The 14,741-nt window shown below is 45.2% G+C and carries 12 protein-coding genes; 7 read left to right on the top strand and 5 right to left on the bottom strand.

Annotated elements, in window-relative coordinates; all coding sequences use genetic code 11:
- Nucleotides 1-231: 231 nt before the first annotated feature.
- The 4 genes from QUB68_RS20355 to QUB68_RS20340 all read left to right on the top strand — a co-directional run bounded on the left by QUB68_RS20355 (nucleotide 232) and on the right by QUB68_RS20340 (nucleotide 7,361).
- Complete coding sequence (locus QUB68_RS20355; RefSeq protein ID WP_332995834.1) at nucleotides 232-1,968, top strand: ATP-binding protein; 1,737 nt, start codon at nucleotides 232-234, stop codon at nucleotides 1,966-1,968.
- Nucleotides 1,969-2,955: 987 nt separating this feature from the next.
- Entirely contained in the window at nucleotides 2,956-3,960 is a 1,005-nt protein-coding gene (locus QUB68_RS20350; protein ID WP_332995832.1) for an RNA polymerase sigma factor, RpoD/SigA family, read from the top strand.
- A gap of 282 nt (nucleotides 3,961-4,242) precedes the next feature.
- The gene (locus QUB68_RS20345; protein ID WP_332995830.1) at nucleotides 4,243-4,719 is read left to right on the top strand and encodes a hypothetical protein; all 477 of its coding nucleotides are present in this window, start codon (nucleotides 4,243-4,245) and stop codon (nucleotides 4,717-4,719) included.
- A complete protein-coding gene (locus QUB68_RS20340; RefSeq protein WP_332995828.1) occupies nucleotides 4,707-7,361 on the top strand; it encodes a CHASE4 domain-containing protein in 2,655 nt (884 codons plus the stop codon). Before QUB68_RS20345 ends, QUB68_RS20340 begins: the two co-directional genes overlap by 13 nt.
- A gap of 307 nt (nucleotides 7,362-7,668) precedes the next feature.
- On the opposite strand, the gene cobO is transcribed toward QUB68_RS20340, so the two are convergent.
- The 3 genes from cobO to QUB68_RS20325 all read right to left on the bottom strand — a co-directional run bounded on the left by cobO (nucleotide 7,669) and on the right by QUB68_RS20325 (nucleotide 9,630).
- Nucleotides 7,669-8,304 carry a cob(I)yrinic acid a,c-diamide adenosyltransferase gene (gene cobO / locus QUB68_RS20335; protein WP_332995827.1) on the bottom strand — a complete coding sequence of 212 codons (636 nt, stop codon included), beginning with the start codon at nucleotides 8,302-8,304 and terminating at the stop codon, nucleotides 7,669-7,671.
- A 59-nt stretch (nucleotides 8,305-8,363) separates the two neighbouring features.
- On the bottom strand, nucleotides 8,364-8,942 hold the full coding sequence (locus tag QUB68_RS20330) for a Uma2 family endonuclease (protein ID WP_332995825.1): 579 nt from the start codon (nucleotides 8,940-8,942) through the stop codon (nucleotides 8,364-8,366).
- Nucleotides 8,943-9,087: 145 nt separating this feature from the next.
- The gene (locus QUB68_RS20325) at nucleotides 9,088-9,630 is read right to left on the bottom strand and encodes a hypothetical protein (protein ID WP_332995823.1); all 543 of its coding nucleotides are present in this window, start codon (nucleotides 9,628-9,630) and stop codon (nucleotides 9,088-9,090) included.
- Between the two features lie 190 nt (nucleotides 9,631-9,820).
- On the opposite strand from QUB68_RS20325, the gene QUB68_RS20320 reads away from it, so the two are divergent.
- The 3 genes from QUB68_RS20320 (at nucleotide 9,821) to rimM (ending at nucleotide 12,696) form a co-directional block, all read left to right on the top strand.
- Nucleotides 9,821-11,095, top strand: coding sequence for a molybdopterin molybdotransferase MoeA (locus QUB68_RS20320; RefSeq protein ID WP_332995822.1), 1,275 nt, complete (start codon nucleotides 9,821-9,823; stop codon nucleotides 11,093-11,095).
- Between the two features lie 151 nt (nucleotides 11,096-11,246).
- The gene (locus tag QUB68_RS20315; RefSeq protein WP_332995821.1) at nucleotides 11,247-11,879 is read left to right on the top strand and encodes a response regulator transcription factor; all 633 of its coding nucleotides are present in this window, start codon (nucleotides 11,247-11,249) and stop codon (nucleotides 11,877-11,879) included.
- Between the two features lie 169 nt (nucleotides 11,880-12,048).
- Complete coding sequence (gene rimM, locus QUB68_RS20310; RefSeq protein WP_332995820.1) at nucleotides 12,049-12,696, top strand: ribosome maturation factor RimM; 648 nt, start codon at nucleotides 12,049-12,051, stop codon at nucleotides 12,694-12,696.
- Between the two features lie 127 nt (nucleotides 12,697-12,823).
- On the opposite strand, the gene QUB68_RS20305 is transcribed toward rimM, so the two are convergent.
- Nucleotides 12,824-13,285, bottom strand: coding sequence for a phosphate-starvation-inducible PsiE family protein (locus QUB68_RS20305; protein WP_332995819.1), 462 nt, complete (start codon nucleotides 13,283-13,285; stop codon nucleotides 12,824-12,826).
- Between the two features lie 346 nt (nucleotides 13,286-13,631).
- A complete protein-coding gene (locus QUB68_RS20300) occupies nucleotides 13,632-13,937 on the bottom strand; it encodes an RNA recognition motif domain-containing protein (protein WP_106151106.1) in 306 nt (101 codons plus the stop codon).
- Nucleotides 13,938-14,741: the final 804 nt, after the last annotated feature.

Genomic DNA, 14,741 nt, shown 5'->3' with positions numbered 1-14,741 from the left:
CTAACCATTAACCACTAACCATTAACCACTAACCATTAACCACTAACCATTAACCACTAACCATTAACCACTAACCATTAACCACTAACCATTAACCACTAACCATTAACCACTAACCATTAACCACTAACCATTAACCACTAACCATTAACCACTAACCATTAACCACTAACCATTAACCACTAACCATTAACCACTAACCACTAACCACTAACCACTGACAACTGACAAATGACAACTGACAAACCGTTAGGCTCTGTTATTCAAGGTTCCCTCAGCAAGGGATTAGAAGTGCGACTGCACGCCGACGTTTCGGTGGAAGATATGAGGGTGGGGAAATTTCTAGTAGTGCGGGGGGTACGATCGCACTTTTTCTGTATGCTCACCGACGTGTCTCTCGGAACATCCAGCGCTCGCATTTTATCCAACCCTCCCAATCCCAACGACGATTTTCTCCTCGCAGTCCTCGCCGGTAGCAGCACCTACGGTACGATCGAGCTTTCGCCGATGTTGATGCTGACTGCGGAAAAAGAAAAATCTCAAGCAATCTTCGATCCCAAAGGTAACGGAGTCCCCGATAAAAAGCTGGCCTTAGGGAATTTGGGTTCTTTTGAGGCGCAAAGTGGCGCCGATATGGAACTGCTGCCGGTCAAAACTATTCCCAGCCACTTTTCGCAGGTGTTTGATGCCAAAGAAACCGATTTTAGGGCGGTTTTTGGCTGGGAAGATGACCCGTACAGGCGCAATTTTGCGATCGGCAAACCGATTGACATGGACGTGGCTGTGTGCTTGGACTTAGACCGATTTGTGGAACGCAGCAACGGAGTTTTTGGCAAGTCTGGAACCGGAAAATCTTTTCTGACGCGCTTGCTGCTGTCGGGAATTATTCGCAAGCAAGCTGCTGTCAATCTAATTTTTGATATGCACTCTGAGTACGGCTGGGAAGCGGTTTCGGAAGGAAAACAATTTAGCACTGTTAAAGGTTTGCGGCAGTTGTTTCCCGATAAAATTCAGATTTATACTCTCGATCCTGAATCTACAAAACGCCGGGGAGTTCGCGACGCTCAAGAGTTGTTTTTGAGTTTCGAGGAAATTGAAGTGGAGGATATCTCGCTGGTGCAGCGGGAGTTGAATTTGTCGGAAGCTAGTATCGAAAACGCGATTATTTTACGCAACGAGTTGGGTAAGGGTTGGATTAATAAGTTGCTGGAAATGACCAACGAAGATATTCAAATGTTTTGTGAAGAAAAGCGGGGAAATAAATCTTCGATTATGGCTTTGCAGCGCAAATTAGAGCGCTTGAATGATTTAAAATACATTCGCAAACGCTGTCCAAAAAATTATGTAACAGAAGTTTTGCAGTGTTTGGATAGTGGAAAAAATGTAGTAATTGAGTTCGGTTCGCACTCGGATTTGCTGTCGTATATGTTAGCTGCAAATGTGATTACTCGCCGCATTCACGCATCTTACGTGCGGAAAGCTGAGAAGTTTTTGCAGAGTAAAAATCCGTGCGATCGCCCGCAACCGTTGGTGATTACCATTGAGGAAGCTCACCGCTTTCTCGATCCGGCGATCGTGCGATCGACTATTTTCGGCACAATTGCCCGCGAAATGCGAAAATACTTCGTAACTCTGCTAATTGTAGACCAGCGCCCCTCCGGTATCGACGGCGAGGTGATGTCGCAAGTCGGCACGCGGATTACGGCTTTGCTAAACGACGATAAGGACATTGATGCTATCTTTACGGGCGTTTCTGGAGGCCAAAGTTTGCGATCGGTTTTGGCTAAGTTAGACTCGAAACAGCAAGCATTGGTTTTGGGGCACGCTGTACCCATGCCGGTAGTTGTACAGACTCGTCCCTACGACGAGCAATTCTACAGGGAAATCGGGGATATTGACTGGCAAGAAATGCCCGACGAACAAGTATTCGCTGAGGCAGAATCTGCTAAAATGGATTTGGGATTTTAGATTGACAACTGCGATCGCGAAGAAAGTTCGGCAGCGGATTTTGTAACGGATGTAACGGATGTAACGAATTGCAGAAAGAAGGAAGGAAGAAGGAAGAGGAAAGAAGCCATAAAAGCCGATTTTTCAGTCATGTAAGAAAGAAACCGGGTTTTTTACTGTTTTGGCGGGCTGCAACGAATTATTTGGGAGAAAAAACCCGGTTTCTTGCTACCCGTGCGTAAGTCTCTGAAAGTGCGATCGACATTCAAAAAAAATATTCCTCCGGCTTTAGGCAATGGCTTTTGCCCTCACACCCCGTCGCCCCTCATCCCTACTTTCACAAAATTTGGATAAGGTTAAATATTGTTCTGCCTCGCGGCACAATTCAACTCAAATAGCCGAACAGCCCGCTCTTATATAGCCTTACTTACTCCTAGCAAAATTTGCATAGCATATTTTACAAAAAATGTCAATAAATATTTTAAACCGTAAGTTGCAGCGAATACGGCGATCGAGTTCGGTTATCTCGCATCGCAGCATCTAGGCAGCGAGAAAAATTCAAGCGATGATAGAACAGAGAGCCAAAATCAGCCCTCGAATTGCATGAGTATGTCTGGATGAGTCTGTTTGCATGGGTATTGTGAAGTTGAGTTCCAGTTAAAACTAGCAGGGAATTTAAAACCTTAAGGGAAAATGTAGAATCTTGACCTTAAGACAGAGGTTTTTACCCTTTACGATCCTCAAAATTTGGAATAGTATTGAGAAAAGTAAACTCTTGCTTCACTTCGCCTTGAACTAGCCGTTAAAGCTAGCGATTTACGGAAAATCGAGGGGGATTACTAGAAAATCAAGCACAAAAGTAATCCCAAACAAAAAGCTTCTACCGATCGTCACCGAGAAACAGGAGGGGTAACATCCCCCCTGTCGCAGTCTTTATCCCACTTGTAAAAGTGGGACAGGGTATCACCAACTTTTTATCTGTTGTTACAAGGAGTGCAATACTCACCCATGTCCACCACCACCCCCAAAACCAAAACAGTGAAAGCCGATCGCATGGGCAGCCGGCCATACTCCTCAACGGATACGGTTCGTACCTATCTGCACGAGATCGGTCGAGTACCCTTGCTAACCCGAGAAGAAGAGATTGTTTTCGGGAAGCAGGTACAGCAAATGATGAAATTAATCGAAGCAAAACAAGCACTTGCTAAAGAATGGCAGCGGGATCTGACGAACGAAGAGTGGGCTGCCGAAATGGAGTTGGCAGAAGCCGAACTGAACCGGATATTGCAGGTAGGGCGGCGCGCCAAGCAAAAGATGATAGAAGCCAATTTGCGGCTAGTAGTGGCGATCGCCAAAAAATACCAAAAACGTAACATGGAATTCTTGGATTTAATTCAAGAAGGAACCCTCGGTTTAGAACGAGGAGTAGAAAAATTTGACCCGATGCGCGGATACAAATTTTCTACCTATGCGTACTGGTGGATTCGGCAAGCAATCACTCGCGCGATCGCCCAACACGCCCGCACCATTCGATTGCCAATTCACATCACCGAAAAACTCAATAAAATCAAAAAAGTGCAGCGGGAACTCACCCAGCAATTGGGCAGATCTCCCTCGCCTGCGGAAATTGCCACCGCCCTAGAACTGCAACCTTCCCAAATTCGGGAATACCTGCTGATGGCAAGACATCCAGTTTCTTTGGACTTGCGCGTAGGAGACAACCAAGATACAGAACTGCAAGAACTCTTAGAAGACGAAACAGCATCTCCAGACAACTACATTACTTCGGAATTGCTGCGGCAAGACCTCGATACTTTGATATCGGAACTTACCCCCCAGCAGCGAGACGTGATCGTTCTGCGCTTCGGTTTGGAAGACGGCACCGAAATGTCGCTGGCGAAAGTCGGAGAACGGCTCAATCTCAGCCGGGAACGGGTGCGGCAGCTAGAACATCAAGCCCTCGCCCACCTGCGGCGCCGCCAATCTCAAGTCCGAGAATACTTGGCTAGTTAGCTACTAAAAGAGTTGAGAACCCCCAAGTCTCAACTCTTTTTTGGTGTTGGCGCTGTTGGCAAGGATATTTTTATTTGAAAGTCGATCGCGCGATCGCAAAATTTGTCTAAACTAATCTGAGAGTTAAGTTGAGGAACCGGGTTGGCGATCGCGAATTCAAGTTAATCGTCAGCGTTCAATTAGATTGCCAGTTTCTTCAATATTTTTGAAACTGGTACAAAAGGCGCTTCAAGGCAGCTATTTTAAATTTTGGGGTCAGGAGTGATTTTAACTTATTTGATATTGACAAGGAGTTTAGAAGCACTCGCGATCGCGCTTGCCCTCTCGCCTGGTAACTTCAGCATCGCATTCGTCGCACGCCGAGCACAGGACTCGGACATCAAATCCGACGTTTTTAGCTCGCAATCCCCCCCAAATCCTGCGCTAGATACCGCTAGCACAGGTTTAGCAGAGGGCGTTTACCTCTACGGCCAGTCCAGCAAACCAGATGAAATTAAAAAAGAATATTTTGTATTTGAAATGCGGCAAAGTAAGGTAATCGGTGCTTTTTACCTACCTCGGTCTGCTTTTTACTGTTTTTACGGCACAAGCGAGCGAAATCAATTAAATTTAACAGTCGTGGACAGTTACGACGGCAGTCGCTCTCCTTACTCCGTAAACCTGCAACAGTATTATCCAATTTCCGCCGTCAGCGACAACGACCGGCGCATCTTAGGTATTTGCAAAGCAGCTCACAAAGAGCAAGTGTGGGGAAAATAGCAGAAGACTGGCGCAACGCCAGCAGTCAGAGTTCAGGAAACAGCGGTAAAATTGCTCCTGAGTTGAGAATTTCGGACGGACACCACACACACGGCAAGATGAAACTGCGTCGGAAAACACTATCGATAGTTGGGATTACCATCGCAGGACTGACTGGCATTCTGTATGCCGCCTCCTCAAGCATCCTCTTAGGCAGCCTTGTCAAAGCCGAGGAACAAGAAGCCACACAAGTTGTCAAGGGAGTGCTCAGCGTGTTCGGGCAAACCGCAGACGATTTCAACTCGCGCTTTGCGGACTGGTCGTCATGGGATGACACCTACGCTTTCATTCAAAACCGCAACTCAGAATTTATCGCCTCCAATTTAGTTCCAGAAGGACTGAATAATTTAAGAGTTAATCTAGCCGTATTTGTCAATACTTCGGGCAAAATTGTTTACGGTACGAGTTTAGACAGTAAAAAGCTAAAACTAACGCCTGTTCCAGAGGCATTAAAACAGCACATTTCTCTCAGTGACCCGCTGTTGCAGCACCCCAACATCGAAAGCAGCCTCGCTGGTATCCTGCTGCTGCCGTCAGGGCCGATACTGATTACTTCCCGGCCAATTGTCACTACAAAAAGCACCGGCCCGATCCGAGGCACGGTGATATTCGGGCGCAATTTAGATGCAGCGGGCATTGCGAAGCTGTCTAAAATTACTCGTTTGCCGCTGATTGTCCACAGCATTAATGAGCCTCATTTACCCGCCGATTTTCTGAAAGCGCGGCACAAACTTTCGGGAAAAAAAACGATTTTCGTGCGTCCTGTCAGCGAAGATTTGATGGCGGGTTATGCTCTGATCCGCGATATTTACGATCGACCGGCGTTACTTCTACGGGTGGATATGCCCAGAGAAATCTACCGCCAAGGTCAAACCAGTTTGCTCTACCTGCTGGTGTCTGTAGGGTTAGCCGGAATTGGGTTTATCGGCTGCACTCTGCTGCTGATAGAGCATCTGGTACTGTCTCGGTTGAGCAGTTTGGCTTCATCAGTGAACCGCGTCAGCAGCAGCCAAGACCTCTCGCTGCGGCTGCCGGTGACGGGGGAAGACGAGTTGTCCGACCTTGCCCATACTATCAACGGAATGCTGTCGGCGATCGCGCAAGCCGACAGCGAACAACTAGAAGAAAAAGCCCGCTACCGAGCCGTAGTCGAGCAAACTACAGACTGCATTTTCCTGTGGGACGCTCAAACCAAACGCCTTTTAGAAGCCAATACAGCCTTTAGAAACTTGCTCGATTACAGCATTGACGCGATTTCGCAACTGACTGTTTACGATATCGTCGCCTATTCCAAAGACCTAATTGACAACAATATCGAATTCCTGCTGGCGGACAAACAATTCAGAATTGGCGAAATTCTCTACCGCCGCCGAGACGGTTCCTGCGTAGATGTGGAAGTAAGCGCCAGCGTGATTTCCTACGGCGGCCGCGAGATTATTTGCACTGTTGTCCGCGACATTACCGAGCGCAAGCAAGCCGAAGCCGAACTGCGAGAATCAGAAGAACGCTACAGACTTTTGTTTAAAAATAACCCCCATCCGATGTGGGTTTACGACTTAGAAACTCTGGAATTTATAGCCGTCAATCACGCTGCAATCCAGCACTACGGCTACACTCGCGACGAATTTCTCAACATGAGCGTTGCGGATATTCGTCCTCCCCAAGAGGTGCCGAGATTGCTAGAAAATATATCCCAAGTAGATGTCGGTATTGATTTTGCCAGTGTGTGGCAGCACCAGAAAAAAAATGGCACAATTATTGATGTAGAAATTACTTCTTATGCCCTGATATTTGATAGTAGAAATGCTGAATTAGTCATGGCTCACGACGTAACCGACCGCTTGCAAGCCGAGGCCGAACTGTACAAAGCAAAGGAAGCCGCAGAAGCAGCTAGTTTAGCTAAAAGTCAGTTTTTAGCTAACATGAGCCACGAACTGCGAACTCCTCTGAATGCGATTATCGGTTACAGCGAGATTCTGCAAGAAGAGGCTTTAGATTTTGGGGAAGCAGATTTTGTGTCGGATTTGGAGAGAATTCACAATGCAGGCCACCATTTACTAGCATTAATTGATGATATTCTAGATTTGTCGAAGATTGAAGCCGGTCACGCGGAACTTGAATTAGAAATTTTTGATTTGTCGGAGGCTGTTCAAAATGTAGCGAGAACTGTTGAACCGCTATTTTTGAGAAACACCAATCGCCTGAATGTCGAGTGTCCTAATAATATTGGCGAATTGCATTCCGATCAAATTAAGTTGACTCAAATTTTGTTTAACTTGCTCAGCAATGCAGCTAAGTTTACTCAGAAAGGCACAATTACACTCAGGGTGGAAAGAATTAAAAATGACGAGAATAGTTGGGATGTTGAAAAGTTAATCTTTAAGTGTACTGATACGGGGATTGGGATGACTCCCCAACAGCTACAAAAGTTATTTCAACCTTTTACGCAAGCTGATGCTTCTACTACGCGCAAGTACGGAGGTACGGGTTTGGGTTTGGCAATAGCGCAGAAATACTCTCAGATGCTGGGGGGAGAAATCACTGTGAATAGCGAGTTTGGTAAAGGGTCAACTTTTACTCTGGTGTTGCCCACATACCTATAATATCATGTCAGTTGCGATCGGAGCGATCGGTTCGTAGTCAGTTGACAGTTGACAGTTGACAGTTGACAGCACTTGACCTAGAAGTCCGAGGATTAGAGTAATGAATAGTTTTCTTTTAATTTCTCGCCTTTAGGGGTTCCGGCTTTAAACCAATTCTTTCTGGTAATGAGGACTTCAGTCCTCTCCAAAACACGGTTCGTAGTGAGGACTTCAGTCCTCTCCAAAACACGGTTCGTAGTGAGGACTTCAGTCCTCTCCAAATCAGCTTTCAGCTAACGAGGACTCTTCGTCCTCACTGCGAACAAAATCAATACTCAATACCCGCTTGAGCTTTAATCCCTTGTTCTCGGAATGGATGCTTAACTAATGTCATTTCTGTCACCAAATCTGCGCGTTCAATTAGTTCTGGTGGCGCGCCTCTGCCCGTGAGAATAACGTGAGTTTCTGCGGGTTTTTGTTCTAAGCCGGAGAGGACTTGCTCGACTTGCAAATAACCCAGTTTTAATGCTATATTAACTTCATCTAACAGCACTAATTTAAATTCAGGATTGCAGATAAAAGTTACAGCTTTCTCCCAAGCTTTTTGAGCTGTTTCGATATCTCGATCGCGGTCTTGCGTGTCCCAGGTAAAACCTTCACCCATTGCATGGAATTCTAGCTGTTTTTCCCAGAGTTCAAAAACGGCTTTTTCTGCGGGTTCCCAGGCTCCTTTGATAAATTGTACTATGGCGACGCGGTATCCGTGACCGAGCGATCGCACAACCATGCCCAACGCGGCCGTAGTTTTGCCTTTTCCGTTACCCGTATTGACAATTATCAAACCTTTGTCTTGAGCAGCATTGGCAATTCGCTGCGCCTGTACTTCTTGTCGGCGCTGCATTTTCTGTTTGTGCTGTTCGGCAGTTAAGCCCGTTGTTGCAGATGCTTCTGTATTCGTTTCCATGAGATTTATTTTAACCGCAGATCAACGCAAATAAACGCTGATAGATGCAGGATGTGTAGTTACGCCCAGACTGCTTGCAAGTTTAGCACGAAACCGGGCAAAATGTCTTCTCCTGAAAGTTCTGTCGGACATTCCAGAATTTCTATTTCTTGTCCTTGGCGATAGATTTCAACTCTGCGCATTTTGCGGTTGATTAACCAGCCTAATTTTACTTGATTATTCATGTATTCTTGCATTTTGTCTTGAGTATCTTTGAGACTGTCAGTCGGCGACATTAACTCTAAGACAAAATCTGGGGCGATGGGAGGAAATTTTTGTTTTTGTTCGGGAGTAAGCGCATCCCATCTTGCTTGTTTAATCCAAGAAACATCGGGGGAACGATTGGCACCGTTGGGTAGTTTGAAACAAGTTGAAGAATCGAAACAAACTCCCAGTTTGGTTTGTCTGTTCCAAATTCCAAAATCAGTAGATATTTCAAAATTATAATATCCAGTTTCTCCTCCTGTGGGTGACATGACGGTTATTTCTCCTTTGGCGTTGCGTTCAAATTTGACATCGGGGTTGGCGCGACACAGTTGATAAAATTGGTCGTCGGTGATTTGGGCGATCGCATTAAAGTTGATGGTAACTGCTATCATGGTATTTTAGAGGCTGCATTTTGAGTATTTTAATCGCAGAGGAATGCCGATCGATGCAGGTTGTATAAATCGTAAAGTGGAAATGCTATTTTTGAAGCGGGAAGATTTTGGGAGATCCTTGTGCTAGCATTATATCACAAAGTTATTAAAACGTGTTCTTTTTGTCGTGAAAAGCTTTTTCGAGGAAAGATTTGCAGACATACCAATAATAAAATGCAATATTGATTTCACTCAACAACTTAGGAACTCCTTCTAACATACTAGCTAATATTTTACCTTTTAAATGCAGCGCGTCGATGCCGATCGCAAAAAACAACAATCCCAATCCAGCTAACAATATTTTGTAAGGGGTAGACTGTAGTTCTCGCCTAAGAAACCATCCGTAGGAAGCCAAAAAAATAGCGTACAGCAAACAAACTCCTAACTTGGGAATTCCCACGGCTACGATATATATATGAATTCGGTAAATTTCATTGAGCAGGAATCCACCTGTTAACAAAGCAGAGAAGAGAATAAATCGATTTTCTGAAGCTGGCAGCCCAAGAGTTTTAGCCAATCCATAGCTAAAAGTACAAACAATGACCGGTACAGAACATAATATTTGAAATGTGCGAGTTAACAAGGCGACATTGGGATTGGGGGAGAAAAAAGGGTTAAAGAATAAGTCGCTGACTTGTAAGCCTGACATTTGAGTCAAGACAACCAGGAATCCCACCAGCAAGAGAGATAAACAATTGAGTCCAAAAACCGAACGAGAAATACTCATAAGCGAGGGACAACAAAAGGAAGGTTTACCGCAGACGAATAAAAAAATACTTTTCCACTATAGCTACTAATTTGCTAAACTAAGAAGAGTCTTGTAAAACTGGGTGACACTGATGCTGTCAGTAAAAAAAGCAGAATCGATCGTTCTAAATTTGGCGCAACCCCTCGACAGTCAGCGGGATGTAGAAACTGTAGACTTGCTGGCAGCATCGGGGCGCATTTTGGCTGCACCAGTCACTGGTTCTCTCGATTTTCCTTATTGGGATAATTCGGCAATGGATGGGTATGCCGTGCGGTTTGCTGATGTGGAAAATTGCAGCGCCGAACAACCAGCGGTACTCGAAGTAGTTGAGGAGATTCCAGCGGGATATCAGCCCCGAAATACGGTGCAATCGGGCGAAGCGGCGCGGATTTTTACGGGTGCTGTGATGCCGGCGGGTGCTGATACGGTGGTAATGCAGGAAGAAACGAGGCGTGAGGGCGATCGTATTTTTATCTTAGTTGCTCCGGAAAAGCCGCAAGCATTTGTCAGGCATAAAGGTGCTTTTTATCAAGCAGGAACAACTTTGCTAACTCCCGGTACAGTTATCAACGCCCCAGAAATGGCGGTGTTAGCAACTGCACAGTGCATTCAAGTTCCTGTTTATCGACGGCTGCGGGTGGCAATTTTTTCTACTGGTGACGAATTGGTATCGCCCGACCAACCTTTGGCACCGGGGAAACTGGTAGACTCGAATCAGTATGCTTTGACTGTTTTGTTGGCGCAAATGGGATTTGAACCAATTCGCTTGGGGATAATTCCTGATAATGAATGTGCGCTAACTAAGGCAATCGCTCAGGCTGTTTCGACAGCGGATGTGGTGCTTTCTACGGGCGGCGTTTCGGTAGGAGATTACGATTATATTGAGAAAATTTTGGCGGATTTGGGAGGTAAGATTCACATTCAGTCTGTGGCAATTAAACCGGGGAAACCTTTAACGGTTGCTGCGTTTAAACGAGGTGAAACAACTTCTGATTCGCCGATTTCAAGTTCGGATTGTCTCTATTTTGGTTTGCCAGGAAATCCGGTTTCAGCTTTAGTCTGCTGTTGGCGGTTTGTTGTGCCTGCTTTGAGAAAGATGTCTGGAGTTGGCGCGGATGCTTGGGGCCCGGAGTTTGTAAAAGCTCGGTGTGATGCTGAATTGCGATCGCACGGCAAGCGCGAAACTTATGTTTGGGGTAAACTGCATTTAGTTGCCGGAGTCTGGGAATTTGAACCTGCTAGCGGCAGCCAAAATTCAGCCAACTTAATTAACCTCGCCAATACGACTGGTTTAGCAGTTTTGCCACCAGCGGAAACCTGGGTTTGGCCAGGCGAATTTGTTGAAGTTTTAAAAGTTAGTCATTAGTTATTGGTCATTGGTCATTAGTCATTGGTCATTGGTCATTGGTCATGGGTAATGGGTAATAGGTAATGGGTAATTAATCTTCCTTCTTCCCTCTTACCTCTTACCGATATCCGTTAAATCCGTTATAAAATCCGTTGCCGAACTTCGTATTATGAGAATTCTAATTGTTGAAGATGATCCGATGATGCAACTGGGATTAGAGCAAGTTTTAGCCGATTCCCCAGAAATAGAAATAGTAGGACAAGCAGAAGACGGTTATTTAGGTGTAGCAGCGGCACTGAAACTAAAACCTGATATTATTGTGATGGATATCGGTTTGCCGCGGCTGGATGGCATAGCAGCTACGCAGCAAATTAAAGCACAACTGCCGGAAGTTCGAGTGGTAATGTTAACTTCTCACACGGCAGAAACTGAAATTATTGCTGCCCTTTCTAGCGGTGCTGATGCTTATTGTATTAAAGGTGCTTCGGTGGACAGGCTGTTAGCGGCGATTGCAGCGGCTGCTGAGGGTGCTACATATCTTGACCCTCAAATTGCTCGGACTGTCATCGAGCATCTCAAACCCCCGATACCTGCTTCTACAACTACTTTTGGTCAGTTGTCCCAGCGGGAATTGGAAGTGTTAAGATTAATGGTGGAAGGTAACAGTAATCCTGAAATTGCAGCGGCGCTTTATTTGAGCCCAAATACTATTAAAACTCACGTTCGCGGTATTATGAATAAGTTGGCAGTGGATGACCGCGTGCAAGCAGCAGTTGTGGCGCTGAGGACGGGGTTGGTGTAAAGAAGTTCGGCAACGGATTTGATAACGGATTTAACGGATTTAACGGATAGAAGGAAGAGGGGGAGAGGGGGAGACGGGGAGAGGGGGAGACGGGGAGAGGGGGAGAGTTACCAATTACCAATTCCCAATTCCCAATTATCAATTACTAGCAATTTGAGTGAGAGAATCTATGTCTGAGTGGATAGAAATCGGTACAATTGTGGCAGCTCAAGGTTTGGACGGGGAAGTGCGAGTCTATCCCGATTCGGATTTCCCGGAAAGGTTTATTGAACCGGGGAAGCGGTGGCTTTTGCGCCCTAAAAAAACTGAACCGGAACCGATCGAGCTTTTGGGCGGTCGCTACATTCCGGGCAAAGGGCTGTATGCTGTAGAGGTGGAGGGTGTGGAAGACCGCGATGGTGCTGAAGCGCTGCGGGGCTGTAAGTTGTTGATCGAAAAGGGATCTCGACCTTACCTCGAATCTGATGAGTTTTACGTGCAAGATTTGATCGGTTTGGAAGTTTTTAACCAGTTAACCGGGGAAATCTTGGGTAAGGTAAGTGATATTATTCCCGCAGGTAACGACCTTTTAGAAGTAGAAACAGATTTAACAGCGCCGGAACCTGTCGCCCCAGGACTAGAAAAGCCAAAACGGCCTAAAACTCCCACAGCAAACGCTGACCCCAGAAATACCCGCAAACCACGGAAAATTCGCGTTAAAGAGCCTAAGTCAACTAAAATATTGATTCCTTTTGTGCAAGAGATTGTGCCAATTGTTGACTTGGAACAAGGCAGAATTGAAATTGTGCCTCCTCCTGGTTTGTTGGAAGACATCTAGACAAGACGGCGGTTGAAACCGCCCAGTCTTCTAGAAAATAAAGGAAAGGATTATTCAGGGAAAGCCGGATTGGGTATTAGTTATTAACAATTCCCAATTCCCAATTCCCAATTCCCAATTCTCGATATCAATCCCTTCCTTTATTTGCGTAGCGCACGATCAAGTAACTGATAGAAAGTGCGAAAATAGCCGCCGCCAAACCAATTAAGTCGGCTGCGGTTTTCTTTTCCAGGTCAAGAATGATGATTTTTCGAGATACTGCTATCAAAGAAGTTACAATAACTAGCTCTACTTGAATTACGTGCTTTTTTAGATAAGCTGTAATATTTTCCAAGATTTCCAGAGCAATTAAAACATTTAAAAATAACCCAAATATGACAAACAACGTATCTTTTAACAAAAAAGTCTCATGGTCGTTGAACAATTCTTTTGTTAAAAAAATCATCAAATCGCAAACGCTGACGATAATTACTAAAATCATTGCCAGTGATAAAATTTTCGATATTATGACTTCTACGTTTTCTGTAAAATGCAGAAAGTCTTCATCGCTGCCAAACTTAGAAATTTGCCTAAATATTTTTTTGAGCATACCCGCGATCTCGTGTCCGTTGAATTACCCGCAATCTACTTCTGTCCCGTGGTGGGGGCGGGTTTATCTAGATTGTTTGTATGAATTATATATCGTTGGTGAAACCAGCCCCTACTTTTATTGCGGTTAATTTACCCGACATCAGATGATTTAGTCAACCTTGCATAAATTTTTGCCATAAAAAAGCCTCAAACTATTGTCTAGCAATATTTTGAGGACTTTCAGACGCGGTGCGATCGCAGAATCAACTATTTCTCAACGGATATTCTCAACAGAGAATGATTGTTGACTCCCAACTCGCTCCTGCTCAATACACACAGGAGCTAAAAATTTAGCTCGGGTGGGTTTAGTAGCGGCGAGAAGAGCGGTCGTTGTTGCCCCAGTTACCGCTGTTAGAAGAACCGCGCTCTTCGCGGGGTTTTGCCTTATTGACCTTGAGGTCGCGACCCATCCACTCAGCACCGTCAAGAGCCTCAATGGCTGCGGTTTCTTCTGCTTCAGTAGACATTTCTACGAAAGCGAAGCCACGCATCCGACCTGTTTCGCGGTCAGCAGGCAACTGAATGCGCTTTACTGTGCCGTACTCTCCAAAAGTTTGGCTGAGGTGCTCCTGCGTTACTTCGTAGGATAAATTGCCGACATAGATTGACATTGAACATTCTCCAGAATCGAGGTTGTAGAGATTTAAATCCGGAGGAACGCCGATCGAACGAACTGTACTGCCGAAAATAAAGCCTTATAAAAAGATCATAGCACCTATACGTGCAAACTGCAATTTTCTGACTCGATCGATCAAAAATAAGGGCCAAAGCTGAACGCTGAACGCAGAACGCAGCAGAACGAAGGCAAAACCACCAATAAAGCAGGAAAAATTCAGAAAAAATAAATTTATTTTTTCTTGTTCCTGGGTTCGCCCGGGGAACGCAGCTTGGGGGGTGCGTCCGGACTCAACATTGCTCGATGTAGAGATTTTAGTTTTTGACAACCGTAGAGCACCCTAATACCAGTTCCTAAAAATAATGCAACTCTAGGTAGGCCCGCGATCCCAACCCTTATCTCATAAGTCATTCCCGATTCTTTAATCTAAAATCTAAAATCTAAAATAGTATAAAATTTGGCCCCACCAACGGCCCAGAAACCTGGTTTCTTGACAAAAAACCTCCGATTTTACGCGAGTCTGAGCCAAGAAGCCAAGGTTATATAGCAGTTGACAGTTGACAGTTGACCTGGGACAGTTGACCTGGGACAGTGTACAAGCATCAAACCGTTTATGCTAAAGGGTCATAGGAGCTATTCATGACATTATTTATGTCCTAGCCTATGTGGCGGTTGTTATCACATTGGTGCCGGTATGTAAGTTGTATCGCAACGCCCCATCAGCGTTAAGAAGTTGTTAATTGCAGAAACATCAGGTCGATTACAACTTGCTTCTGGCTTCTGGCTTCTGGCTTCTGGC

Origin of the sequence: Microcoleus sp. A006_D1, from assembly GCF_036702805.1 — a bacterium.
Taxonomy (GTDB): domain Bacteria; phylum Cyanobacteriota; class Cyanobacteriia; order Cyanobacteriales; family Microcoleaceae; genus Microcoleus.
The sequence above is the reverse complement of the archived record's forward strand: the minus strand, read 5'-3'. Positions and strand labels throughout refer to the sequence as shown.

What these genes read in the sequence shown, in the direction of transcription:
- cobO (WP_332995827.1), bottom strand. Translation starts at nt 8,304, where the DNA reads ATGGAAACGAATACAGAAGCATCTGCAACAACGGGCTTAACTGCCGAA.
- QUB68_RS20350 (WP_332995832.1), top strand. Translation starts at nt 2,956, where the DNA reads ATGTCCACCACCACCCCCAAAACCAAAACAGTGAAAGCCGATCGCATG.
- QUB68_RS20325 (WP_332995823.1), bottom strand. Translation starts at nt 9,630, where the DNA reads ATGTCAGGCTTACAAGTCAGCGACTTATTCTTTAACCCTTTTTTCTCC.
- rimM (WP_332995820.1), top strand. Translation starts at nt 12,049, where the DNA reads ATGTCTGAGTGGATAGAAATCGGTACAATTGTGGCAGCTCAAGGTTTG.
- QUB68_RS20320 (WP_332995822.1), top strand. Translation starts at nt 9,821, where the DNA reads ATGCTGTCAGTAAAAAAAGCAGAATCGATCGTTCTAAATTTGGCGCAA.
- QUB68_RS20315 (WP_332995821.1), top strand. Translation starts at nt 11,247, where the DNA reads ATGAGAATTCTAATTGTTGAAGATGATCCGATGATGCAACTGGGATTA.
- QUB68_RS20300 (WP_106151106.1), bottom strand. Translation starts at nt 13,937, where the DNA reads ATGTCAATCTATGTCGGCAATTTATCCTACGAAGTAACGCAGGAGCAC.
- QUB68_RS20305 (WP_332995819.1), bottom strand. Translation starts at nt 13,285, where the DNA reads ATGCTCAAAAAAATATTTAGGCAAATTTCTAAGTTTGGCAGCGATGAA.
- QUB68_RS20330 (WP_332995825.1), bottom strand. Translation starts at nt 8,942, where the DNA reads ATGATAGCAGTTACCATCAACTTTAATGCGATCGCCCAAATCACCGAC.
- QUB68_RS20355 (WP_332995834.1), top strand. Translation starts at nt 232, where the DNA reads ATGACAACTGACAAACCGTTAGGCTCTGTTATTCAAGGTTCCCTCAGC.